This window comes from Pelosinus baikalensis (assembly GCF_020819555.1).
In the GTDB taxonomy this organism is placed as follows: domain Bacteria; phylum Bacillota; class Negativicutes; order DSM-13327; family DSM-13327; genus Pelosinus; species Pelosinus baikalensis.
In genome coordinates this window covers 56,193-82,188 of sequence record NZ_JAJHJB010000023.1, presented here as the reverse complement: position 1 = coordinate 82,188, position 25,996 = coordinate 56,193, and the positions used below count along the sequence as shown (strand labels likewise).

Below are 25,996 nucleotides of genomic sequence, written 5' to 3'. Positions count from 1 at the left end.
GCACATCTGGCTTATTTTAACCTTACTTACATTGTTTAGTTTTCAAGGAACACATTCGATCATTGATAAACTTTTGGAAGTTTTTCAACCGCCGACATTTATATATATTATCACGCATTCTTCGTCATGTCAACGTTATTTTTTCTTTTTATGTTACCAACATCTGACATGTTTCTGTAACGCGAATATTATTTTATCATTTTAGTGCTATCTTGTCAATATTCTTATCTTTTATTTTTAACAATTATTCTTCATTTAGAACAACGCTACGCGTCCTTTAAAAAACCGATAAGGCGAATGGAACCACAAAGACGCAAAGGACACAAAGGGGTTTTATATATATTTTTTGTACACTCCTTTGTGTGCCGCATCAGCGGCATTGTGCCTTTGTGGTTCATAAAATCTCATTTTTTCGCACCTAATATACTTTTTTACTTATAAGAAAAGCGAGCTAGCGCTCGCTTTTCTTCTTTTTTACTTATTCTTTATGCCGCATATGAGGAAATAACAATACATCTCTAATGGAAGGACTGTCGGTCAGCAACATGACTAGACGATCAATACCAATACCTAAACCACCTGTTGGCGGCAAGCCATATTCTAAAGCATTCACATAATCATGATCCATCATGTGAGCTTCATCATCGCCTGATTCACGCTGCTCTACTTGAGAAGCAAAGCGTCCTTCCTGATCAATAGGATCATTTAACTCAGAAAACCCATTTGCTAATTCACGTGCGAAGACAAATACTTCAAAGCGATCCGTAATTTCAGGATTTTCTTTATTACGCTTAGCCAAAGGAGAAATTTCTGTAGGGTGCCCAATAATAAAGGTAGGTTGAATTAAATGTTCTTCTACTCTTTCTTCAAAGACATTATTTAATATTCCACCAATACCATTTTTATTTTCATATTTCACACCTAGTTTATCAGCAATTGCTCTCGCTTCTTCGAGGGTAGCAACAGCATCAAAATCAACGTCTGTATATTTCTTAACCGCCTCAGTCATAGTCAGCCTATTCCAAGGTGGAGCAAGATTTATTTCTTGACCCTGATAGGTAATCTGAGTAGTGCCTAATACTTCTAGAGCTATACCTGATACAACATCTTCTGTTAACCGCATGAGGTCTTGATAATCAGAATACGCTTGATAGAGTTCTACGATAGTAAACTCCGGATTATGTCTAACGGAAATACCTTCATTTCTGAATACACGCCCAACTTCATATACTCTTTCAAAACCACCAACAATCAAACGCTTTAAATATAACTCAGGGGCAATCCGTAAGAATAAATTCATATCCAATGCGTTGTGATGAGTAACAAAAGGACGAGCAGCAGCTCCACCCGCTATAGGATGCATCATTGGAGTTTCAACTTCTAAGTAATCGCGTTTATCCAAGATGCTCCGTAAGGATTTAATTATCTTGCTGCGAGTCACGAATGTATTTCTAACTTCTGGATTCACAATAAGATCCAGATAACGCTGGCGATAACGTGTTTCAACATCTTTTAATCCATGCCATTTTTCAGGCAGCGGTCTAAGAGACTTTGCTAAAATTTCAAAACTAGTTGCTTTTAAGCTAATTTCTCCGCGTTGGGTTTTAAAGATAACGCCTTCAATTCCTATAATATCACCAATATCAAGAAGCTTGAATTTATCATATTCAACTTCGCCAACAACATCTTGACGAAAATAAGCTTGCACTTTACCAGACATGTCCATCAAATGAACGAAACTAGTTTTACCGTGCCCACGCACGGCCATAATACGGCCGGCAATTCTTGCTGATTGACCTTCTAATTGTTCAAAATTAGCAAGTACTTCATTAGCATGGATCGTAACATCATATTTACGAGCAAAAGGCTCAATTCCCTGTGCTTCAAATGCTGTCATTTTTTCTCGACGAACACGCATCAGTTCATTTAATTCTTCACTTTTTTCAATTTCTTGATTCTGCACTTCTGTCATTTTATGCTTTCTCCCCTAACTCGTCCATTTTGGCATTTTAAAAGAAGAATATTATAAATTGCGTTTAATATCAATTACTTCATATTTTAAAATACCAGCTGGCACATTTACCTCAACAATACTGCCAATCTTTTGACCCAAGATTGCTTGCCCTACAGGTGATTCATTCGAAATTTTAAATTCAACTGGATCAGCCTCTGCTGAGCCAACAAGAGTATATTCAAATTCATCACCAAATTCTAAATCTTTTAAAACAACTGTAACCCCAATGGATACTACATCCGTTTTAATTTCCTGTTCATCAATGACCTTGCTGTTTCGGAGCATCTTTTCCAATGTTATGATTTCGCCCTCAATAAAGGCTTGTTCATTTTTTGCATCCTCATATTCGGAATTTTCACTGATATCACCAAATTCAATAGCTTGTTTAATTCTTTCAGCGACTTCCCGACGACGCACGGATTTTAGATATTCAAATTTCTGCTCTATCTTCTTTAATCCTTCTGCAGTGAGAATAAATTGCTTTTCAGCCATGCTTTCTGCTCTCCTTTTATTTTGATTCTTAACGATTTATCTTATTCTAGGTATAGTCCCTTTTGCTACTACAAAATCATCAAAAATTGCAATAATTAAATATCGATCTACGAGACAATATAAATAGTGCCAAGTGAATAACTTGACACTTTTGGCAGCAGGTCAGAAGCCCAACTTAATATGCACTTAATTATAGGTATAAACATCCTATTTGTCAATGATTTCTAACCAATTCCTCTCTTCTGTTCTTGTTTATTAATAACTACATTTGCTTTAATCGTTGCAATTTCATCTGCTGTAATTGCTTTTTCGAAACTGCGAAAACCAGCTAATTTAAAACCATGCTTTTTAGCTAAGTTCTCAATTGTTTCTACCTGCTTTACTGTTAAGTCTCGACCTAACGTAAAGTTTTCATACCGCTGCTCTAATGATAAAATCATAGTTTCAGCTATACAAGCATATGCCGTACCTTCAGGGAAACCAATATTGATTCCAAAATCAACATCACCAGGGACTTCAACTACGCCCCCCTCTATCACCAGGATATCGTTGCGCATATCAGCTACACGCCGGGAAACATTCCGAGGCCTGGCTACGTCACAAACAATTGCGCCTGATTTTAAATCCTCTGGTTCAATAATAGTGTCTACCGCACTTGTTACAGCAATAATAATATCAGCAGACTTTAAAGCAGATTTAGTATTTGCAGTTACTTTTGCAGCTAAACCTGTTTTACGTAAAATTTGTTCAGCAAGTTTTTCCAACTTTTCTTCGTTGCGTGCAGCTAATGTTAGATATCGTACTTCCCTCGCTAAGATTTGAGCACAAGCTGCACCAATAGAACCAGTCGCGCCCAAAACTAATACGTTGGCTCTTTCTAAATCAATACCCATAATTTTAGCCGCTTGTCTTGTACCTTCAAGAGCAGTAGCAACAGTATAGCTATTACCAGTGGTGACAGCTATATTTAGATTCTTAGCAACAGTTATACCTGCATCCCCCACCACAGAAGTAAAGGCGCCTAACCCAACGATCTTTGCACCTAGCTTTTCTGCTACTTTTCCTGCCTTGATAATCTTTTGCACTACATAACGTTCAGGCATCTCTACCATTTGCCGCGATGTTAGCGGACAAGTAACAAACCAGCCCTCACCTTGTGATAGGGTTGACTGTACACCTGTGATATGTGAAGTTTTAAAGGGAGGAATGTATTTTAATACCCCTTCAACCAAGCCATCCGGCCAACTTTTAGTAAATGAAAATTTACGACTAACATCTTTCGCAATGAACGGATGTACGATAAAAGCAAATTTTTCCATGAAATATTCTCCTTTCAATCAGAAAGCCGCTTAATTCGCGGCATAATCTCTAATTCCTTCAAAATACGTCCATAGTCCACCGCCGTAATTTCTTCTGGACGTTTACCTAATAGAGTAACCAAAATAGCTTCTAATACATTTGTCCCTAATGAGCGACCACCAATTTCCGGTGTCGTCGTGATCAATGTTTTTACTCCCCGGTCGCGAAGCAATTCTTCATCTTTTTGGGTAACAGTATTGGTAATAACGGATTTCCCCTTTAAGCTCGCTGGCATGAATCTGCGAATAAAATGAAAATCTCCTGCTATGAATTCTGCTTGTTCAAAATATTGACTGAAACGCGGAATATTTTGCGTTTGCTTTTCACCTGTAGGATAAAACATTTCAATTGGCAGTCTCGTTATAATAGGCGCTATCACCCGCGCCAATATTGCCAAAGTCCCCAATTTACGAATTGGAATAGGCAATCCTAAACCAAATAACAAATCACCGAATACCACTTGGCTGCCTGCAGCTACTAATTCTTCTGCTAAACCAAATCGATCTACTGCACAAACAACTAAAACCTGCTTATCATTAAAGGTTATGCCTTCTTTTTCTTTCAAATGTTGTACGACTCTTCGTTCAAGAGTATTTTTAACACCACTGCCATCAACAATGGGAGTATGTTTAGCTGCTGCAGCAATTCGGGCTGATTCTTTAAAAGTGTATCTTTTCTTTCCAGCATATATGTATAAGTCTGTCCCGCCCATGCCAAATGCATCTATTTTGCCATCTAGTTCCTTAATTAATTGTATAGCCTTATTTTTATCTCCATCTGTTCCTATCCGCTCAATGGAAAACATTTCTCCACCAAATTCGGTCATAGCCTGATGGTCGCGCTTTGACGACCCCAAACTGATACTAATAACCCGCTTCATAATATGTATACTCCCTCTATGATCTAAACAACTGCTGCACAATACTTTTAATACTCTCTGGATCTACATATTTATTCTCTGCAATGGGAGATTCGCCAATTTGTATACCAATAACTTCCTTATCCAATAGGGTCTCCATTAATTTAATTCTTAGATTTGAACCCAATATAATAACAATGTCATAGTTACGCAATGTAGCGATGATTTCCATAATGGTGTTAAAAAGACCAATACCGCTTTTTTTCTGTACAAAATCCCAGCGTTCCTGTTCCGACAGCAGGAAGGAATAATCAATTCCTTCCTGTCTAGCCATTAATCGCAGCTCTTCGCAATTCTCAATAGGAAAGCCAACTAAAGCCACTTTTCCACCCTTTCGAACTTCTCCTAGTGTTTCCAATTTAGAAATAACGGTTCGGTCGATACCAACACGGTTAGCGACTTCCTGCTGAGAAAAACCCTGGCTGCGTAAATTGAACATTTCATCGATGATCTGGTTGATCTTTTGGCGATTTATAATCTTTTCACCAATCCGCAATAACATCTGCTATCCTCTCCTACATTACATCCCAATGCAAACTCAATCTGTATATGATGAATATTGATTTATCTAATCTAATATATAGTATATGTGCACAAGGTTGTGCACATACATATTTTAGCATTTTTTTTCGAATTTAACAAATATAAATAAGCCAACCCACCGTTACTATTACGAAAACTGCTTCAATACAGCAATAAAATCGTCTTTGCTCACAGCTTGATTAAATTTTAGACGCAGTTCAGCGGAATGAGGCATTCCCTTTGTATACCATGCTCCATGACAGCGCATTTCTCTAACTCCGATATATTCACCTTTATGTTCTACTAACATATCTAAATGCCTTAGCAATAGAGAAAAACGTTCCTCCACACTCGGTGGCGGTAAAATCTCTCCTGAGGCTAAATAATGGGTTATTTGACGGAAGATCCAAGGATTTCCTTGTGCCCCCCGCCCCACCATTATGGCATCGCAGCCCGTTTGATCCATCATTTTCTCCCCATCATAAGGCGTACGAATATCCCCATTACCAATTACGGGTATCACTACACTCTCTTTAACTTGGCGTATAATATTCCAATCGGCCTCACCTGTATAAAACTGTTCTCTAGTACGACCATGAACAGCAATTGCAGCAATTCCTGCTTTCTCAGCCAGCTTAGCCATCTCTACTGCATTCACAGAGTCTTCACTCCATCCCTTGCGAATTTTAACGGTTACTGGTACATGTACGGCTTTTACTACACTCGCCATAATCTGATATGCCAAATCTGGCTGGCACATTAATGCACAGCCGCTGCCGTTTTTCGTAATTTTGGGAGTTGGACAGCCCATGTTAATATCAATAATATCAGCACCTGATCTTTCGACATGGATTGCAGCTTTTGCCATACTATCCGGATCGGAACCAAATATTTGCATAGCCACCGGGCGTTCCCGTTCATCAATTTGAAGCATATGCAAAGTCTGGCAATTCTCATATAATAAACCTTTATCACTAACCATTTCGGAATACACCAAACCACAGCCCATTTCTTTAGCCAATAGCCGAAAAGGCAGATCTGTAACACCAGCCATCGGGGCTAGAATTACAGGATTATCTAATTTAATATTACCAATTTGCATACGCTAACTACTCCTTACTAAAATTAAAAAAGGTGGACACACGAAGCGCACGAAGGTCCCCCATAAAACATCTTCGTGTTCTTCGTATATCTTCACAACTTCGCGTTTCAACGTTTATTCTAAAAACCTATACGTTCTATATTGTATTTAAATTAAAATTGATACTTGGTACTCGCCGCCTGGCTGAAAACCAAGCACCCCTCCAAGTACCAAGTACCTATCATCCATTTGTCTATCTATTAAGATCGTAAATAATTCGTAATCCTTCTAATGTTAAAAAATGTTCCACAGCATTAATTACAGAAGTTTCTTGTGCAATCAGGTTAGCTAAGCCACCTGTTGCTATAACATAAGCATCTTGATCCATTTCTTCTTTCATTCGTTTGACAATTCCCTCGACCTGTCCAACAAATCCATAAATAATACCGGACTGCATGCTAGTAACTGTATTACGGCAAATAACACTTTTCGGTTTAACCAGCTCAATCCGCGGTAATTTAGCTGCTCTTTGGAATAGAGCCTCAGTAGAAATACCAATACCAGGAGAGATAGCACCACCTAAATAATCACCATTTTCACCAATGACACAGAAGGTAGTTGCTGTACCAAAATCAACAATAATAAGAGGACCACTATATTTATGATGTGCAGCAACTGCATTTACAATACGGTCAGCTCCTACTTCTCGGGGATTTTCGTATTTGATAAAAATACCAGTTCTAATACCAGCCCCTACCACTAGAGGCTCCACCTTAAAATACCGTTGGCACATTTTGACCAAGGGTACAACAAGAGGCGGTACTACGGAGGAAATGATAACCTCAGAAATATCTTTGATACTAAGTCCACCATAAGCAAACAGATTATTAATTAACATCCCATACTCATCGCCTGTTTTTTGCCTATCAGTTGACACCCGCCAATGTTGTAATAATTCTTCCCCTTCGTATGCTCCAAGTACTATATTGGTATTACCTATATCAAACACTAATAGCATCGAGTCTAGCCTCCCATTGTAAAATTACGTAAAAACTCAAGATAAAACCCACACATGACAGTATATAAACAGTTCGTCATCCTGTCAACATATTATAAAGGAAGACTTTGACTTAACCAGTGTTCTTTCTAGTATAACTATATTATTGCAACTTATTTATACAAAGGAAAAGATATCACTTTTAGATGGAATTACGGATTTACTCAAAGCAGGTTTTTACTGCGAGGCCGTATGGAAACATCACCAGCAATAATCTTCTCTATCCTGCCTTCTATTTCAACCAGCAATGCTCCGTCCTTATCAATATCTACTGCCAAACCGCTAGACTTTTCACTTGCCCCAATGATATCCACAGTTTGTCCTAAGGTAACAGATAGCTCACGCCATTCATCCAGCATTTCTACAAAGCCATGCTGAATAACTTTATGATATTCTTTTTCCAAGGCAGATAAAATCTCCTGTAATAAAGGTAATCGGGGTATCGGCTTATCGGCTGCAACAGATAGAGAAGTGGCGATTTGCCTAAGTTCTAAAGGAAATTCCTCTTGACTAATATTCACATTAATTCCTATACCAATTACTACATAATTAATCGCATCCATTTCAGCATTCATTTCTGTCAAAATACCAACTATTTTTTTTCCTTCATATAAAATGTCATTAGGCCATTTTATGCCACATTGCACCTGAGTAACGCTTCGAATCGCTTTTGTTACGGCCACGGCAGCTAGCAGCGTACACTTCGGTGCATCATAAGGGTGAAAGGGAGGCCTTAATACCACAGATAGCCAAATACCTTTACCTGCAGGAGAAAACCAACTGCGAGATATTCTGCCTCGACCGCCATTTTGCATTTCCGACAGTACAATAGCTCCTTCATGACATCCTAAATTAGCTTGTTTCTTTGCTTCATTGTTAGTAGAGTCAATATTCTCAAGGTAAAAGATTTCCTTTTGTCCTAAGGTCTTAGTCTGTAGCTGATCACGAATTTCATCAGGCAATAAAAAATCAGGTACACTTTTTAGTCGATAACCGCGGCGAGGATGAGCTTCTATTTCATATCCCCCTTGCTTAAGAGTTTGGATATGTTTCCAAATCGCGGTTCTAGATACTGCCAGCTGCCTGCTAATTTCTTCACCTGATAGATATTCATTTGAATAATTACGCAACATATTTAAAATGCTAGTACGCACGGTGCACTCTCCTTGTCTTTCATAATTATTAATTCCATAATAGTCTTCTCGTTAACCTCTTGTCAATCTAGTACTTTGTCAGCTTTAAAACGGTAGGATAATAGCGAGGCTATTTTTCGCAACACAAGGCGGAGGAGGGAAGCATACCGGGAGTATGCCGACCGACGACAACGAAGGGGTGCGGAGAATAGACCGTTAGTATCCACTGGATTAAGGCTGACAAGGTACTAGATTGATACTATCATTTTCCAAATTTGTATACATTAAAAGCTTATACAGCCATGATCATAAGAAAACTGCTTCGCGACCTCTAAACATATACGATGTAATGAACCGCAGAAGGTATAAAGGGGGTATGCTCTGTGCCCTGTGGCTAATATTCCTACTAAAAATTACCTATTGACTTTTGTTATTCCATTCTCCATGATTGACTTATTATCCTTATGATATATACTATTAGAATATTAGTATATGGTAAAAAAATACTGCTTTTAAATATTAATACGATAGAGGTGAACATATGTCTATCAAAATTTTAGTAGCTGACGATGAACCTGCTATTTGTGAAGTCGTAAAACTATATTTGGAGAAGGAGGGTTTTATTGTTTATACGGCTGAAGATGGTGATATTGCCATTGCCATAGAAACAAAAGAACAGCCTGACTTATTAATCCTTGATGTGATGTTACCAAAACTATCAGGCTGGGATATTTGTCAAACCATTCAACGTTCCGTACCGGTTATATTCTTGACGGCTAAAAGCGCCGAATCCGATAAGATCACTGGTTTTTCCTTGGGAGCGGATGACTATATTACAAAACCCTTCAGTCCTAAAGAATTAGTAGCGAGAATTAAAGCAGTATTGCGCCGCAGCGGCTTATTACAACAAAATGGAGTTACCTTAGATTTTAATGAGCTCTCTATTAATCCTGCATCACAAGGAGTCGAGTGCAACGGACATTCAGCCTCCCTATCTCCTAAAGAATTTGAACTGTTATTTTTTCTCGCCCGCCACCCCCAGATTGCATTTTCTCGGGAGCAACTCCTTACAAATGTGTGGGGTTATGACTTTGACGGAGATGACCGTACAGTAGATGCAACCATTAAGCGTCTGCGCCAAAAATTACATAATTCAAATTATAGCTACATTCATACGGTATGGGGAATCGGTTATAAATTTGAGGTACTAGGCAAATGATCCGCTCCATTTTCAGCAAAATACTTATTTCTCACATTGGGATCATCTTATTAAGTACAATCACCTTAACACTGGTTATGTCCTATCTAGTCCGATCCAATGCTGTAGATACCAAGCGGCAAGATCTATTATTTAAAGGCCGGGCAGTGGTAGAACTATTAACACCTAATCTCTTAGCTGGCAATATTCCTACTAATCAATCCCTTGACAAAATTAGTGAACTCGCCGGAGGAAGAATCTGGCTAATAAATGAAAAAGGTACTGTTCTTGCCGGTCAGCCTCCCAATAATTGGTCGAGACGATTTCAAGAGGATCGGCAAGAGTACATTGACTTGTTTACTGACAGCCCTCATTCGTGGATACGCCCTACCTATCGAAGAGATCCTTCTATTGTTGTCACCTTTGCCATACCAGAAGCCCCTACACCCATTGTAATCTTTTTAGATGCTCCTATTATGGGTGTAAACAAAACCGTCTCCTCTTTAGAAAGGACTTTACTTTACTCTTTGCTCGCCAGCATTATTACCGCAATCCTTGCCGGATTTCTTGTTGCCCGCAGCCTTACCAAACCGATTGCGAATATCAGCCAAGCTGCCAAAAATTTTGCAGACGGCAATTATAATAGCCGCACTACGGCAATCGGCAATCATGAAATCGGCAATTTAGGACGCACCTTTAATAGTATGGCGGACTCCTTAGCTGAAATTGAACAAAACCGCCGAAACTTCTTAGCAAATGTTTCTCATGAATTAAAAACTCCCGTAACCTCTATCCAAGCTTTATCTGAAACAATCTTAGACGGTTTAGCTCCTAAACCAGAACAGCAGCAACGCTATATTGCTACGATTTTGCAAGAAAGCCAGCGTCTTGACCGCTTAATTAGAGATTTACTTGACTTATCGCAATTAGAAGCAGACGAATTATCCATACTTTGCGAAAGATTGGATCTGCAAGCCTGGTTATTAACAGAAACAACTAAGATGGAAACCTTACTTAATCCCAAACATCTTACTCTGCAAACGGATATACCAGAGCAATTGCCCCATGTATGGAGCGATCCAGTTCGTTTAGGACAAATATTTACCAATCTGCTGACAAATGCCATTCGCTATTCACCTGAAGACTCCACTATCACGATTCACTTATCTGCGACAAAACATCAAGTTGCCATTTCTGTTATTGACCAAGGACTAGGCATATCTCCTGATGATATCCCATATATATGGGATCGCTTTTATCGTGCTGATAAATCACGAGCTCGCACCTATGGTGGTACAGGTCTTGGACTTGCCATTACTAAAAAACTGGTACACGCCATGCAAGGTGAAATCAGCGTAGATAGCCATGTCGGCAAAGGGTCCACCTTTACTTTCACACTCCCTATTATAAAATAAAGAACAACTGTCATATCTTCGTCATATCTTCTTTGTATACTGATCTCAGCAGCCAATACGGCTGACAATTGTACAGGGGGAATCTGATATGAAAATAGTAAATAAAAAAAGCATTGCCGCTATGGTTGCTGGTACATTTATTATAGCAGGTGCTGCTAGTCCTTTTATTGTCCAAGCGGCAGAGGCGCAAGAAACACCTTCAGCATATCACCAAAAAGAAACAAAAAAACAATTGGACCCACAAATCGCATCCAAACAAATTTCAGACACATTCGGTATTGAACAATCCGTTGTACTGAAGTATAACAATAATGGCATGAGCTTTAAAGATATTGGCAAGGCAGCATTTCTAGCCAAAGCCGGCAACAAATCCATTGACAGTGTCATAAGCAAAAAAACGGCTGATAATAACTGGAAAGATGTTGCTGATTCTCTAGGTATTACAAAAGAGCAAATAAAAACCGCACATCAAGACTTGGCTTCCGATCAGCTTAACAAAAGAACCGGTATCGATAAAAAAGCTGCCCTAAGCCTGCTTCAAGACGGCTACCATCCTCATGATATTGGAATGGCAAGCCAGCTAGCTACAGCTAGTAAAAAGCCAATTAAAGATGTACTCGCATTAAAAAAGATCAATAATACCTGGTCAGATGTCGCAGCTCAATTAGGAATTGATGCGGAAACATTCATAAAGGACTTCAAGAATGCAGAACATGGCTCTCACCATAACGGACCTCAGGACAAAGATGATGATGATGATGATGATGAACGTCGTTTCTAAAATCTAGAATATCTAACATAAAAAGCAACAACGTAAGGCATAAGCCAAGTTGTTGCTTTTTTATTTAGATTACCGCTTCTACGGTGCCAATTACATCACCGCGGTGATTTTTCAATATAGGTGGAAAATACTCGATTAGTGCCTGATATTCAGCCGCTGACAATAAATCTAATTTTTTCAATATTGCTATTCCCGCAGGGGTAATGGCCCTAAAGCCTCCATCATCAATTTTAAAGCTTACACCCAGACCATCGGGTACCGATGCAAGGCAATATACCGCTTCTGCCCCAATCTTAGCTAAGATACGTCCTTTCGTAATATTCATGAGTACAGTATCAAAGCGTTTACTTCCTGCCACCACTTGAGGATGAGCCAGCATAGCATCACGAATTAGGCGTACTGACGTCTCACGCCCTCCCCATTGCCCCTCTTCTGGTTTAGCCAGACGAGCATAGGCCCAAGCCATATTATACAATGGCAAATAAAACACGGGCACACCACAGCCATCAATTCCTGTATCCACTTCATCTTTTTGCAAATTTGCACTATCAGCAACAGCCTGATACATAATTTGTTGAACTGGATGAGAAAGATCGGTATATCCTGCAGGATCGATTTTAAACATTTGAGCCAAAGCCAGCATACCACTATGTTTACCTGAGCAAGCATTATGTACCGCCTGGTAGGGCAAATTCTGCAGCATTAATTCCTTCACCATTTTACTACTCATAGGTTTGGCTGCCCCACATGCCAAAGAATCAACTGATAAGCCAATCTTTTTTAATAGACTGTAAGCAAGGTTCACATGCTCAGACTCTCCACTATGGGATGATACCATAAAAGCAACTTCTTCATTTGTTAAATGGAATCGCTCTACGCCACCTTGCTCAATAAGAGGCAATACTTGAAAGGGTTTTGCAGCCGATCGCCAAAACATCGGCCTCTTACCATCTCCAAGCTCCCAGACCATCTTCCCTGTACTATCTACGACAGCGACATCAGCATGGTGCCTGCTTTCTACCCTGCCTCCCCGCGTATAATGCAATAATACCTCACTCATACCCAAACACCTCCAATTGATAGTTCTATTATAACGGACAGTCTATCTTATACCAATACCTATTATAAGAAAAATACTAGGCGTCCTAAAAAATACATAAAAGAATCGAACCACAAAGACGCAAAGGACACAAAGGATTTTATTTATATTTTTTTAATGTACTCCTTTGTGTGCCGCATCAGCAGCATTGTGCCTTTGTGGTTCATAATTCGCATCTTTTTCACCTACTTATACTTACAAAAAGAAAAAAGAGCAGGTTTACACCTGCCCTTTCAAAACTAGGAACGAGTAATATATACGATTTTCGGTCCTGCTTGACTACCAGTATCCTCAACGCTCTCACTCTTCGTAAGAGCGATTTTCTCTGTTTCAGATTTCTCAGAAATTTGACCATTCGCTAACAGTTCTTCCAAATCGCTAGCTTCCAGTGTTTCTTTTTCAATAAGAGCAGCAGCAATCAAATGAAGCTTTTCAATATTTTCCTGCAGCATTGCTTCTGTTTTATTGTAAGCACCTTCGATCAATCTGCGCACTTCTTTATCAATAGAAGATGCTACTTCTTCACCGTAATTACGGTCACGAGAAATATCTCTTCCTAAGAACACCTGCTGCTGCTGCCTGTGCCCAAAAGTAATTGGTCCTAAATTCTCACTCATACCGTATTCGGTAATCATTTTACGTGATAAATCAGTGGCACGTTCTAAATCATTCTGCGCACCTGTACTGATTTCCTTAAGAACAACAGCTTCCGCCACACGCCCACCTAATAATACACTGAGTTGTTCCAGTAACTCTGTACGTGTAGCATAATAGCGATCCTCTGTCGGCAGCATTAATGTATAACCGCCAGCTCGTCCGCGAGGAATGATCGACACTTTATGCACAGGATCTGTATTATCCAGCAGCATTCCAATTAAGGCATGACCTGCTTCATGATAGGCAGTGAGTTTTTTCTCACGTTCACTAATCACTTTACTTTTACGCTCAGGTCCAGCAACAACACGTTCAACAGACTCTTCCATTTCAGGCATGTCAATCCGTTTTTTGTTACGTCGTGCTGCTAAAAGAGCAGCTTCATTCACTAGGTTGCTCAAATCCGCACCCGTGAAACCAGGTGTACGGCGCGCCAGTACATCAAGACTTACTTCCTTTGCTACTGGCTTACCTTTGGTGTGAACTTTCAATATCTCCAGACGCCCCTTAACATCTGGTTTATCAACGACAATCTGTCTATCAAAGCGACCAGGACGCAGTAAGGCTGGATCAAGAATATCAGGGCGATTCGTCGCAGCAATGATAATAATTCCTTCATTGACGCCAAATCCGTCCATCTCTACCAATAACTGATTTAATGTCTGTTCCCGCTCATCATGTCCGCCGCCGAGACCTGCACCCCGTTGACGTCCTACAGCATCGATTTCATCAATAAACACAATACAAGGCGCGCTCTTTTTTGCTTGTTCAAACAGATCCCGTACTCTGGAAGCACCGACACCAACAAACATTTCCACAAAGTCAGAACCGCTGATGCTAAAAAAGGGAACTCCTGCTTCCCCAGCTACTGCTCGGGCTAATAGAGTTTTACCTGTACCCGGAGGTCCAAATAACAATACACCTTTGGGAATACGAGCTCCCAAATCATTGAATTTCTTAGGATGTTTTAAGAACTCAACCACTTCTTCTAATTCTTGCTTTGCTTCATCAGCACCAGCCATATCGCCAAAGGTGACCTTAATTTTATCTTCACCATGAAGCTTCGCCCGGCTTTTGCCAAAAGACATCACTCGATTTCCGCCGCCTTGTGTCTGCTGCATAATAAAGAACCATACCCCAATTAACAGCAGCATTGGCAAAATAGAAGAAAAAATTGTTGTCCACCATGGTGGTTGAGGCGGCTGTTCAGCCTTAATATCAACATTTTTTTCTCGCAACGTATTAATAAGTGTAGGATCATTCGGCGTAATTGTGGTAAATTCAGTACCATCTGTCAGTTTGCCTCGAATATCTTTATCGACAACCGTGACACTCTGAACCTTCTGTTCCTCAATTTGATGTAAAAATTGAGTATAACTAATTTCCTGCTTATTCGTTGTACGTGAGGAATAGTAGTCAATTATTGAAATAGCAATGATAATAATCAACAAATAAAAACTTACATTTCGAAAAAATTTATTCAAAGTAGCCCTCCTCTCACTGAAGCACCAACGTTATTTTCCTGCCATAGGCATTGTCATGTCCTTTGGCCTCCATAGTGAAATATTATACCATCAAATCTAATAATTAACAATAAAACTTAGTCTTGATAAATTTCGGGTTTTAAAATTCCGATGAAGGGTAAATTCCGGTATTTTTCAGCATAATCAAGTCCATATCCAATTACAAAATAATCGGGTATAGTAAAGCCATTATATGCAATATCCACATTTACCTTACGTCGATCTGGTTTATTAAGAAGTGTACATATCTTAATACTGGCTGGCTGGCGAGATTTAAGATTATCTACCAAATAATTCAAAGTTAAACCTGAATCAATAATATCTTCTACCACTAGAACATGCTTACCTTCCACATTTTCATCAAGATCTTTGAGAATCCTTACCACGCCGCTAGAGCTGGTACCTGCACCATAGCTGGACACTGCCATAAAATCAATCGCTACCGGAACTTTAATTGCTCTGGCTAAATCCGCCATAAACAGCACAGCTCCCCGTAACACCCCAATCATTAAGATTTCTTCGCCAGCATAATCAGCAGTAATTTTTGCCCCTAGTTCTACTATACGCGCCGCTAATTGCTCTTCGCTGAGTAGGACTCTTTCTACATCATTTATCACTATCGTTCCTCCTGTTTTATTATATATATTACGCAATAAAAAAATGTAAACCAATTAAAATTTTAATTATTTTTTATTGCATTTTCTAAAATTCTTAATTGTAAAAATGTTTTCGTTTTATCGGTGACTTCGCCACGTCGGCTTTGACGATAACCTCCAATCCAAAGGATACCTCCTTTATCACAAATGATCGGTACAAAATCTCTCACTTCCCGAGGAATTTTTTCATCAATAAAAAAATCTTTCACTTTTTTATTCCCAGCAAAACCAAGAGGGATAAAACGATCACCCACACGGCGAGTACGAACAAATAAAGGTAATGATAGCTCATCTGCATCAAAAACAGCCACATTGAGCTGACTTTTTATCCGTGTCGCGGTTAGCTCTGCGCTGATTTGTATACCCAATTGCTGAATTTGGGTAATACCAGGAATTGTTAATTCTTGTCCAGAATAGGCTACTTGATTCGTCAAAACAAATGGCTTTTCTCCTACGTGTAGTCCATCATATGTTTTATGAATTGTCAACCCACCAGGCAACTGTAAAATACTTCCCACTCGCCCATGAAAAAGCATCTCTATCACAGTTTCCACATGATAAAAGCTTATTCCTGTTAAAGAACCTTGTTTTTTTTCAATCGCTAAGCGAATTATTTCACGCGTAACGGCAATATGTACCAATTTCATCTGCTTTGCAACAAGCAGTAAGCAATGATTCTCTTCTTTTACAACTTCCAGCCAAATACTCTTAGCTGTATGCTGGATAAAATCATGCTCATCGCCAACAATGGTTGCAGTTCTACACAACGAATCTTTAACAGCATTATTATACTGTTTTTCCAGCTCAGGTAAAAGGTGAATACGAATACGATTGCGCAAATAATTGGTTTCAAAATTCGAACTATCAAATTTAGGCTCTAGCTGCTTGGCTTTACAATACGCCATAATATCAGCCCTGCTGACCGATAGCAGCGGTCTAATAATATCACCATTCATTGGCTGCATCCCTCGTATCCCAGCACTGCCTGATCCACGCAGCATATTCATTAATACGGTTTCCGCCTGATCGTCCCGATGATGTCCTGTAGCAATCCTGGCACCACCTACCTCTTTAGCAACCTGCCGCAAATACCGATAACGTACTATCCGAGCAGCCTCTTCTCCAGACATGCCCGCCTCTTTCATAAACTTAGGTACATCAATCGCTTTATGATAACATATTAGACTGCGTTTGGCACAAAAGTCCACTACAAAAGCCGCTTCCATGGCGGATTCTTCTCCACGAAGCATATGATCAACGTGGGCAACAACCATACTCATATTATATTCTGGGCGAAACGCAGCAAGGATATGTAACAACGCCAATGAATCTGGGCCGCCTGAGCAAGCCACTACAATCGTATCTCCTTGCTCTAGTAATCCATGTCGATCTATCCATGCTTTAACTTTTTCTAACATCAGTGCTGCAACTCTCCAAGTTATAATTTTTGATCAAGCGAAAAATAGTAGAACTAACAAAGATGCCAAAAGCAATGGCTCCTGCCGTTAATATCGTCTGCATCCCTTTTGCTACACCATCCACATAATTCCCTTCCACCATGTAAAGCATCGTCATATAAGCATCACCTCCGGGAACTAAGGGAATAAAACCAGGAATAATAAAAATAGTCGCCGGTTTTCGAAGAATCCGTGCCAAAATTTCTGCTATTACCCCGACTGCTACACTCGCCAAGAAATCAGCTAATATTCCATTGCCGCCAAAGCTCATCGTAATATACATGATCAGCCAGGCAGCCATACCAACGAAACTAACATATAGTAATAATTTGCGAGGAATACGATATAATATACCCACGGATGCCGAAATTAATAGCACCGCTATTATTTTTACCATTAACACAGCTTCACCTCATTATACCTTAAGTGCCAATATAATTACCACACCCATAGCTACGGCTGCTGCTGTCAATGCAGCTTCCAGCCCTCTAGACATTCCACTTAGCAAATCACCGGCAATCACATCCCGTATAGCATTGGTAATGGCTACTCCAGGGACTAAAGGCATAATACCACCAATAATGACAGCATCAGGTCGTAAATGAGGCCAGATCGAGTGTAGGAGTACACCACAAAAAGCCACAGCCATACCACCAAGAAACTCAAAAGAAAATTGTACACCATGTAATTTAGAGACGATATGAGCAATATAGCGCACGATCATAGCTGCTGCAAAGGCAGCTAATGTCTCAAAAAAAAGCGCATTTTGCAAAACCGCAGTCCCTCCCCCAATGACCCCTGAAGCTAACATAGACGGCAATAAGGAAAATCCCGTCCGTTCTTTGCTAATACTGGTTAAAATCCCTTTAGCATCCTCATATCCCATGCGCTGGGCTACTAAGCTTCGTGATAACTCATTTACCTTTGAAATCCGATCCAGATTAATTGTACGGTCTCGTACCCGCCGCATTACAGTTAAGGTATGACCAGCTTCGTCGGTTACTGTTAAAAAGACACCTGTAGGAATGACAAAGCTCTCCACAGTGCTGGCACCGCAAGCTTTGGCCATGTGGTCCATAGTTTCTTCTATTCGATAGGTTTCTGCTCCGTTTTTTAACATAACCTCACCTGCTAGTGCCGCTAAAGAAACCATTTGCTCCAATGAGATTGTCACGTATGTACACCGCCCATACTATTTTCAACATTAATAACTCTACTAAATCAGTGTTATTTATTCTCTCGCTTTATTATATTTTCCTGCAATTGCAATAAAAATAACCCAGTATATCCTGGGTTATTTTTATTCATTGGTAATATCCTTTGGATTCGCCTTGGGAATTTATATACTTGTCATTACACGTCTGTATTTTGAGCCACTTTTGCAACCATAACTGTCATATCATCATGTACTCGATTGCCAGACATCAGTAATGCTTGAGCGAGAATCTGCTCTGCCAAGGCCTGAGGTTTCGTATTGACTCCTCTTCGTAAAAAATTAGCTAACCAATTTTCCTTATCCAAGCTACTTTGGGGAACATCCACAATTCCATCACTAACCATAATGATAAAGTCACCCTCGACTACCATTTCTTTTATTGGTTGAATTTCAATCTGTTGTAAAATACCAATTGGCAGCGATGATGATTTTACAGTCATAACCTCTCTAACCCTCTTAATAAAGCTCGGCGCCGCTCCAATCTTCAAGAACTCAGCCTCTCCTGAATAGGTATCAATCACTACCATATCAAGAGTCACGAAAGATTCATCAGGAGTACGCAATAGCAGCATAGAATTCACCGTCTTTACTGCTATATCAATATCAAAACCAACTGACAATAGTCTTTGCAAAAATTTTATTGCCATATTACTCTCAAGAGCTGCCTGCTTACCGCTTCCCATACCATCACTCAGTATCAATGCTATCTTTCCTTTATATAAAGGAATTACCGTGCAGGTATCACCACATACCCCTTGTCCCTCTTTAGCAAAGCTAGCAATACCAGTCTCCACTTGAAACCGCTTCGCCACTTTCATAGCTAAGGTACATCTTTTTTTCTTGCTGGCATCGCCGCATTCCGCTTTTAGCATTAATTTCTCTTTCATGATACTCGATGCTAAAGGCAAAATAGTATTCACACATTCTTTTTTATTATTACATGGAGCTTTACTGACCTCGATTACAGCTCCCCCTTGTTTTCCTGTCACCCTTACTCCTGTAAGAGAACATGCCAGCATAGCAGCCTTTTCTTGCAATACTAGAGACAGAGCCTTATTTGAACGCTCAACCTTACCGATTTCATAAGCCAAGTTACTAATAATCACACTAGTAGCTTCCATTTGCTCGGTAACAATTTGGCGCTGCTCAATGATTCTCTTTTGCCAAAAGGATGCAGTAAGATTCCGTTCAGTTACCAAGCCAATCGTCTCTATTAACTCTTTCTTTCGAATACAATTTTCTTGGAACACTTTTGGTAATTTGCTCACAGGCATAGATTTGATGTCTGTTTGTCCCAACAGCTCTAAGATGCCATGGTAGGTACGATAAAAATCAGCCTCCCAGCACTGGGATCTTTTACTGCAATTCACACATAACTGCTCCCCCACAGCAGATAGTGTTTTGGCTAATTCATCATCCCGAATCTTCCCTTTCGTATCTTCAACAATACTGCCAAAGGTTCCAGCCAACTCATGAAATACCTCTGCAATATTTTTAATTTTCGATACCGTTTCTTGTACATGCAGTGAATTGTCGACTGCAGATACAGACGAAGGAGAAGAAAAGGCAAGATCGCACCAACCGGCTAATCCCTTGTTAGGTGAAAAGATAAACAATCCCCCTGCTATTGCACATTCACTTAGTATTCGCAATAATTGCTGATCTTGTCCAAAATATAATATAGTAATGGTGCTTCCTAATATAAATCCTAATATGACTGCAAATTTTCCCAATCCACGAAAAGCTCCTGCTAAAACACCTGCTACCGCATATACGGATACAGTCAGCGTTGCATTGCCATCACTTAACCCTATGACCAGTCCAACCACTACACCCACGCAAGAACCAAGTCCTGGACCACCGGCAAGAGACATCACCATAATTAAGAGACAACCTGCCATATTACGAATACTATAGTCGAAAACCATGGTATTGCCCAGTCCAGCCACGGCAATTGCCAGCAGCAAGATCATGCAACTGAGACGTTCACTGGTCACATATTGCTGTGAATAGATCGATTGCTTCTCTATTAAAAGCGGCACCCCATACATAAAAATATAGGACAACACCATACAAGTACCAGCATCAAATAATAGTAATAAGAAACTATATAGAGTTGTCTGCGCAAATAGGTTGAGTACGAATCCATAACATATGATCACGCAAAATGCCAATAAAGGCACAGCCATTATTTTTTTGTGCAATCGTGTCAGCTTATCTGCCCACAAAAAATATAAGAACATTGTTGCAATATAAATGCCAACTTCTACGTAATATCCTGCCGATAAGACCCCAGCAATGCACCACAGTCCTACCGTAAAAGCTCGTTTTTTCTGCAGTTGCGCTACCGCAGCAAAAAAGGCCAATCCAATCGGTGCAATGTCCCCCATAATCGTAACTCGTCCCAATAAAAAGGATAAAATATTGATAAACCAATTTTCTGTCTGCATGATAGACAGCAATACACAATATCCTTTGTAAAAAATCTTCTTAAAAGACAACTGTCGAGGTGCTTGTTTCTTTTCAGTTATTGGTTGTGGTACATCTAGCATCTCATTTGGTAAGGTAATAACAGTTACTTTTGGCATAATGATTCACCTCTATTCATATAATACCAACAGGAGATAGATAGCCCGCATCAAGTACATATTATTATTTTACATATATTGGTATTCAATCTTTGTCTGAATAAGTCCACTATGAAACAAAAATTCCGACAAAAAGTAGAGTAAAAGGTAAAAAACCACCTGACAACTACAATGTCAGGTGGTTTTTTTGAACTATAATACTATTATTTTTGTCGAGACATAAGGAAATTTTTCCCATACAGTATCTAGGCTGTGATAAATTAAAGAATGTATATCAAAAAGAGCATTTCAAATTGAAATGCTCTGATGAACTATTACTGAGAACGAGCAGCGCCACGACCGCCACGTTTGGATTCTGTATTACGTTTCAAATCTCCAAGACGTTCATCACTATCTTTTAAGAATTTAGTCAACTTGTCTTCAAAGGACGGCGCATTCACTTTCCCAAAACGCCGATTATCATTGGCTGGTGCTCTCCTGGGAATAGGACTAGGAGCTGGACTTGGACTTGGCGGCTGAAGTTGCTTAATCGACAACCCTATTTTCCCGCGCTCATCAACTGACAAAACCTTAACTTTTACCGTATCTTGCTCTTTCAGGAAATCTTTCACATCACGAACATATACATCAGCAACTTCCGAGATATGAATTAAACCTACTTTTCCTCCAGGCAATTCTACAAATGCTCCGAAATTTGTAATACCTGTCACAACGCCCTCAACCACACTGCCAACTTCAATGGACATACTAATCAAACTTCCCCCTTAAAAAACTATGTTTTTCATCCATATTATAACCTTGACACTGAAAAGGTGTCAAGAAAAGCCGCTATAAATTATTTTTTTCCACCGAAATGAAAGGAATCTCTCCTGGTTTGACCAATCCTTGCTCTTCACGAGCCAATTTTTCTACATATTTAGGGTCATGTAATGCTTTACGCTCTTCTTGTAATGCAGTATTAGCCTCTCGTAACTGCTCAAGCTGCATACGTGTGGCTTGACTTTCACGGCGAATAGAGGAAAGTTGACTCTGTTGACCAACAGTTAAATAAATAAAATAACTGCATAATACAAATAGAAATAGTTTAAACCATTTCACACGATACTTTTGCTGTTTCCGCACTCACTTCACCACCACATATAAAATACTATTATGTATCAGACAGCTTTATTCGCCAATTAGTGAATGCATTCCTCTTTTTTTCATAGACTTTTTTATTTTTTCTCATCAAGTGGCGGTTTGGGATACCAAACCTGATACCAAGCTTTTATTTTGCTGCTAATCCATCGGAAAGGCCAACTCACAATTTTTATACACAAAGAGATTGGTCTGATAATAAGCACAATAAACATATTTTTTACGAATGCAATTATACTTTTTGTCACCTTAATCATACCAGTAAATAAACGGATCACATATAAGCTTAATAGGCGATAATATAAGCCAACACCACTTATGATTCCTAAAAACACATAAAACCTAAGTTCCCCCCAATTACTCAGCACTAAAGCAATAAATACAATAGCCGTCGCAATTAACCAATAGAGTAAGTCTGTAACCCATGTTATTAAAACCTTCGGCCTAAAGGTACCGCGTAATACTCGATAGCAATCAAATAATACTCCTAATGTTATACCTGTAGCAACCGTAGATAAAAAAATTGAGAATTGACTTTCTATTTGCACTGCCTCACCTCCAGCGCCATGAATGATAATAGCGATGCAATCTCCCAGCTATCCATACAATTCCCAGCAAGGTAACCATGCACCACCACCCTATAGCAGTACGAATATATTCCCACTGTTCTTCTGCAAAAATAGTACAGGGCATAGTATAGGAAGATAATTCATACCAATAGCCAATTACACGATTTACATAATTCACCGTTTCATCATAGGGCGGTATTCCTCCATATTTATCTACTGCCCCTGGGCCAGCATTATAAGCAGCTAAAGCCAATACCATATTTCCTTCGTATTTATTTACTAATTGACTAAGATATAAGGTTCCAATACGAATGTTAAGCTCTTCATTATAATAACATTCAACCGTACATTCTCCAGGATGGCGCCCCGCACACACTTTAGCTTGCTCATTCACTTGGCGCCATGTACTAGGAATAATCTGCATTAATCCGTAAGCTCCTGCGGGCGAATGCGCTCGAGGTTGAAAAGAACTCTCTGCATGAATCAGACTTGCAACGATTTGGCCATTTATACCAGCCTGGCGGGCACGTCGATTGATCAACTCTCCATAAGGTACCTTATTGTCGACATCTGCTATAACATAGGAGTTCCCATTAAACTTCTCCCAGGACTTATTATGTATCCCGGAAATTCCATAGCCTATGATGCTATAAATAACCAACTGAATCACAAATACAACCAATCCAATACGCCATAGGACCAACAATCTGGGCCGCAAGACAATACTCCTCTCACCCAAGAATCGAAACATGTAAAAGCGCGATATGTAACACGAAACAATTCACATAGTGCTACATTCGCGCACCGCAATAGCGGAAATACGTCCTCTTTTTGCATTTTTGCTAAATCATGTGGCATAAAGAAAAAACGCGAAGAATACGAAGCACAGATCGGCTACTTACACATAAAACGAATCGAACCACAAAGGCGCAAAGGACACAAAGGGTTTTTATTTATATTTTTTGTGCACTCCTTTGTGTGCCGCATAGCGGCATTGCGCCTTTGTGGTTCATAAATTTTATATTTTTCCAACTACAGAACTTATACGCTCTAGGTTTAGAAAGAAAACTTGGCTTACGCCAAGCCTTAGCATTTTTGCAGGTTTTTAGGTATTATTATTTTAAGAATCTCTCTAACAAACCTTTTTTATTATGAGAAGTGTCATCATAAGAAACACCCTTTATCAATCCTTCTACCACAATATTACTTTTATCTAAATTTAACTGTTTAATATTTAGTCCCTCACCCTTTACAATGAGCACACCTTGCTCGGTTTCCATAATGACTTCTTTTTCATCATAACTTCCTAAACTGAGCACACCATCAATTGTCATTTCCTCACGATCAACCAATGTAATTTGATGCCGCCAAGTAGGTGTTTTATTATCTATCGTCACAGAAAATCCTCCCCTATGCTAACTTTTTATTGTATGTATATGCCCTTGGCTTAGAGAATAGTACTGGCAAAGTAAGACTATGATGTAAGGAGACTTTAAAATTTAATCCCATTATAGGTCATGGCGCAGGAGAATATGGGCATACTAAAAAGATATTTATATACGAGGAGTATTCTAACTATGGATCAAGCCTACTTTTATTATCTTTGGCAAAAATTAGCCTTCCAAATCGTACATAAAACCAGTATATGGGTTCTACTGGTATTTTTCTTTACTGCTGGAGCTTCGTGGCATCTTGGAAATTTGTTAGATAAGCATAATGCTCGAGCACGTGAAGCGAATATGGCTCATAAAACAGCCATAGGCTATATTGCAGCTGGTATCGCATTCTGGTTGTTCAGTATAATCATGGGATAAAGTGTCCTTGTAGCATAAAAGTAAGCAGGCAAAAGACTGCTTACTTTTATTTGTGAGATCCAATATTTTCTATTGTTACATTAACAGAAGGAAATAAAGAAACATTAGGGAATGTAGCCTCATCCCAGTGCTCTTTTACTCTTTCCCAAGCTAATGGCTGATAGGCTCTTAGTTTAGCAGCAAAATCTCCTGGATCGACCTGTAGCTCTTGATACATATGAAAAGCATATAATATATTATGCTTTACTTCTTCCGCTACTAATAGCTCAACTTTATGAATCGCCTCATCATCCATTGTGTCATATTGATTGCCACATTGACTTTCACCAAGATTACCTTTCATCCCAATGTCCAGAGTATAGTAAATATCCTCTCCGTTGACATGGGCAGTTAATTTTGTCTCATGACGAAAAAGCTCAAAGGCAAGTATCTTACCAGGATGGTCGGGGCATTCAATGGTAATGATGGCTGACTTTTCCGTGGCACCAAAAAAAGCCGTTCCTTTAGTGGCATACTCATCTATATACCCAACAAATTTGCCCTCCTTAAATAAGGCAGTTCCACCTATTGTGACGATATCCTCCACCAATTCAACCCTACTGATTTGCACTGTTTTCTTATTATCAATTGCTTGTGAAGTCTCTCCTAAACCTGGAATCCAGCCTGGGACATGAGGATTTTTCTCATATAAGTGCAGACTGTCAGACAAAAATATCCCCCCTGGCTCACCGTCAGGTGGCTTAAATTCTAGAAGTTTTTTCGCCTCACCTGAAGTAATTAAGAGTTTTATCAACCAGCGCATTTCAGCATCTCTGCGGAACAAATCAATAAGGGGCTGCAAACCACCCTGCCGAGCAGCTCCTTCGCTAATCACAATGGCCTGAATGTGTTCAAACCAAAGACCCTTACTTACTTGTCCTAACATATCCCTCAGCATTTCAAATATAGACTCACCAGTACTGGAAATAACATACGTGGATATTGATGCCTTTCTTGCTCCCTCGCCACTGCCGCTTGCAGGTGTTAGCTGTAGTATTTGATAACTAAGACGGTAAAGTTTATTGCCATGAGGCTGCACAAAGTTTTCAATAGATTTTTTTTCTTTTTCTTCCTTAGTATCTCCTCCCTCATCAGCTTTATCAATCGCCACTGCTAAAACAAATAGTCTTTCCTGTAATTCTCTTTGATCCCAGCAGCCACCAATTAACAGACTGATCGTGATAATAAGAATACACCCTAAACAAACCTTAGACCATTTACCGATTACAAAATGCCCTAAAGATAACAAAACGCCACCACCTCCACAGCATGA

The 25,996-nt window shown here is 39.5% G+C and carries 25 protein-coding genes; 4 read left to right on the top strand and 21 right to left on the bottom strand.

Annotated elements, in window-relative coordinates; genetic code table 11:
* Positions 1-478 precede the first annotated feature (478 nt).
* The 8 genes from lysS to LMF89_RS15945 all read right to left on the bottom strand — a co-directional run bounded on the left by lysS (position 479) and on the right by LMF89_RS15945 (position 8,598).
* A complete protein-coding gene (gene lysS / locus LMF89_RS15980) occupies positions 479-1,972 on the bottom strand; it encodes a lysine--tRNA ligase (RefSeq protein ID WP_229535959.1) in 1,494 nt (497 codons plus the stop codon).
* Positions 1,973-2,023: 51 nt separating this feature from the next.
* Positions 2,024-2,506: a transcription elongation factor GreA gene (greA, locus tag LMF89_RS15975; RefSeq protein ID WP_007932275.1), complete on the bottom strand. Its 483-nt coding sequence runs from the start codon at positions 2,504-2,506 to the stop codon at positions 2,024-2,026.
* A 224-nt stretch (positions 2,507-2,730) separates the two neighbouring features.
* On the bottom strand, positions 2,731-3,825 hold the full coding sequence (locus LMF89_RS15970) for a saccharopine dehydrogenase NADP-binding domain-containing protein (protein WP_229535958.1): 1,095 nt from the start codon (positions 3,823-3,825) through the stop codon (positions 2,731-2,733).
* A 14-nt stretch (positions 3,826-3,839) separates the two neighbouring features.
* On the bottom strand, positions 3,840-4,745 hold the full coding sequence (locus LMF89_RS15965) for a DUF8754 domain-containing protein (RefSeq protein ID WP_229535957.1): 906 nt from the start codon (positions 4,743-4,745) through the stop codon (positions 3,840-3,842).
* Positions 4,746-4,761: 16 nt separating this feature from the next.
* Positions 4,762-5,286, bottom strand: coding sequence for a transcriptional regulator (locus tag LMF89_RS15960; protein ID WP_229535956.1), 525 nt, complete (start codon positions 5,284-5,286; stop codon positions 4,762-4,764).
* A gap of 168 nt (positions 5,287-5,454) precedes the next feature.
* Complete coding sequence (gene dusB / locus LMF89_RS15955; RefSeq protein WP_229535955.1) at positions 5,455-6,408, bottom strand: tRNA dihydrouridine synthase DusB; 954 nt, start codon at positions 6,406-6,408, stop codon at positions 5,455-5,457.
* Positions 6,409-6,640: 232 nt separating this feature from the next.
* On the bottom strand, positions 6,641-7,405 hold the full coding sequence (locus LMF89_RS15950; protein ID WP_007932283.1) for a type III pantothenate kinase: 765 nt from the start codon (positions 7,403-7,405) through the stop codon (positions 6,641-6,643).
* A gap of 203 nt (positions 7,406-7,608) precedes the next feature.
* Positions 7,609-8,598 (bottom strand): biotin--[acetyl-CoA-carboxylase] ligase, encoded by a 990-nt coding sequence (locus tag LMF89_RS15945; RefSeq protein ID WP_229535954.1) that lies wholly within the window; start codon positions 8,596-8,598, stop codon positions 7,609-7,611.
* Positions 8,599-9,118: 520 nt separating this feature from the next.
* On the opposite strand from LMF89_RS15945, the gene LMF89_RS15940 reads away from it, so the two are divergent.
* The 3 genes from LMF89_RS15940 to LMF89_RS15930 all read left to right on the top strand — a co-directional run bounded on the left by LMF89_RS15940 (position 9,119) and on the right by LMF89_RS15930 (position 11,971).
* On the top strand, positions 9,119-9,796 hold the full coding sequence (locus LMF89_RS15940) for a response regulator (protein WP_229535953.1): 678 nt from the start codon (positions 9,119-9,121) through the stop codon (positions 9,794-9,796).
* Positions 9,793-11,190 (top strand): sensor histidine kinase, encoded by a 1,398-nt coding sequence (locus LMF89_RS15935; RefSeq protein ID WP_229535952.1) that lies wholly within the window; start codon positions 9,793-9,795, stop codon positions 11,188-11,190. Before LMF89_RS15940 ends, LMF89_RS15935 begins: the two co-directional genes overlap by 4 nt.
* Positions 11,191-11,278: 88 nt before the next feature.
* Positions 11,279-11,971: a hypothetical protein gene (locus LMF89_RS15930; RefSeq protein WP_229535951.1), complete on the top strand. Its 693-nt coding sequence runs from the start codon at positions 11,279-11,281 to the stop codon at positions 11,969-11,971.
* Positions 11,972-12,035: 64 nt separating this feature from the next.
* Here LMF89_RS15930 and LMF89_RS15925 read toward each other — a convergent pair whose 3' ends face one another.
* The 12 genes from LMF89_RS15925 to LMF89_RS15870 all read right to left on the bottom strand — a co-directional run bounded on the left by LMF89_RS15925 (position 12,036) and on the right by LMF89_RS15870 (position 24,267).
* On the bottom strand, positions 12,036-13,031 hold the full coding sequence (locus LMF89_RS15925; protein ID WP_229535950.1) for an asparaginase: 996 nt from the start codon (positions 13,029-13,031) through the stop codon (positions 12,036-12,038).
* A 278-nt stretch (positions 13,032-13,309) separates the two neighbouring features.
* The gene (gene ftsH, locus LMF89_RS15920; protein ID WP_229535949.1) at positions 13,310-15,208 is read right to left on the bottom strand and encodes an ATP-dependent zinc metalloprotease FtsH; all 1,899 of its coding nucleotides are present in this window, start codon (positions 15,206-15,208) and stop codon (positions 13,310-13,312) included.
* A 116-nt stretch (positions 15,209-15,324) separates the two neighbouring features.
* Positions 15,325-15,864 (bottom strand): hypoxanthine phosphoribosyltransferase, encoded by a 540-nt coding sequence (gene hpt / locus LMF89_RS15915; protein ID WP_229535948.1) that lies wholly within the window; start codon positions 15,862-15,864, stop codon positions 15,325-15,327.
* Positions 15,865-15,926: 62 nt separating this feature from the next.
* Complete coding sequence (gene tilS / locus LMF89_RS15910; RefSeq protein ID WP_229535947.1) at positions 15,927-17,321, bottom strand: tRNA lysidine(34) synthetase TilS; 1,395 nt, start codon at positions 17,319-17,321, stop codon at positions 15,927-15,929.
* Positions 17,305-17,757, bottom strand: coding sequence for a threonine/serine exporter family protein (locus LMF89_RS15905; RefSeq protein WP_229535963.1), 453 nt, complete (start codon positions 17,755-17,757; stop codon positions 17,305-17,307). The genes tilS and LMF89_RS15905 overlap by 17 nt, the downstream gene beginning before the upstream one ends.
* Before the next feature lie 18 nt (positions 17,758-17,775).
* Positions 17,776-18,534, bottom strand: a complete 759-nt coding sequence (locus LMF89_RS15900; protein WP_229535946.1) for a threonine/serine exporter family protein — start codon at positions 18,532-18,534, stop codon at positions 17,776-17,778.
* A gap of 179 nt (positions 18,535-18,713) precedes the next feature.
* Complete coding sequence (gene spoIIE, locus LMF89_RS15895; protein WP_229535945.1) at positions 18,714-21,164, bottom strand: stage II sporulation protein E; 2,451 nt, start codon at positions 21,162-21,164, stop codon at positions 18,714-18,716.
* Positions 21,165-21,478: 314 nt separating this feature from the next.
* Positions 21,479-21,910: a S1 domain-containing RNA-binding protein gene (locus LMF89_RS15890; RefSeq protein ID WP_007956187.1), complete on the bottom strand. Its 432-nt coding sequence runs from the start codon at positions 21,908-21,910 to the stop codon at positions 21,479-21,481.
* Positions 21,911-21,992: 82 nt separating this feature from the next.
* A complete protein-coding gene (locus LMF89_RS15885; protein WP_229535944.1) occupies positions 21,993-22,286 on the bottom strand; it encodes an FtsB family cell division protein in 294 nt (97 codons plus the stop codon).
* Positions 22,287-22,378: 92 nt separating this feature from the next.
* Complete coding sequence (gene yabQ / locus LMF89_RS15880) at positions 22,379-22,849, bottom strand: spore cortex biosynthesis protein YabQ (RefSeq protein WP_229535943.1); 471 nt, start codon at positions 22,847-22,849, stop codon at positions 22,379-22,381.
* 4 nt (positions 22,850-22,853) lie between these two features.
* The gene (locus LMF89_RS15875; protein ID WP_229535942.1) at positions 22,854-23,588 is read right to left on the bottom strand and encodes a lytic transglycosylase domain-containing protein; all 735 of its coding nucleotides are present in this window, start codon (positions 23,586-23,588) and stop codon (positions 22,854-22,856) included.
* A gap of 397 nt (positions 23,589-23,985) precedes the next feature.
* Positions 23,986-24,267, bottom strand: a complete 282-nt coding sequence (locus LMF89_RS15870; RefSeq protein ID WP_229535941.1) for a YabP/YqfC family sporulation protein — start codon at positions 24,265-24,267, stop codon at positions 23,986-23,988.
* 180 nt (positions 24,268-24,447) lie between these two features.
* Here LMF89_RS15870 and LMF89_RS15865 point away from each other — a divergent pair, with 180 nt between their 5' ends.
* Positions 24,448-24,684 (top strand): hypothetical protein, encoded by a 237-nt coding sequence (locus tag LMF89_RS15865; protein WP_229535940.1) that lies wholly within the window; start codon positions 24,448-24,450, stop codon positions 24,682-24,684.
* Between the two features lie 46 nt (positions 24,685-24,730).
* On the opposite strand, the gene LMF89_RS15860 is transcribed toward LMF89_RS15865, so the two are convergent.
* A complete protein-coding gene (locus LMF89_RS15860) occupies positions 24,731-25,972 on the bottom strand; it encodes a Ger(x)C family spore germination protein (protein WP_229535939.1) in 1,242 nt (413 codons plus the stop codon).
* Positions 25,973-25,996: the final 24 nt, after the last annotated feature.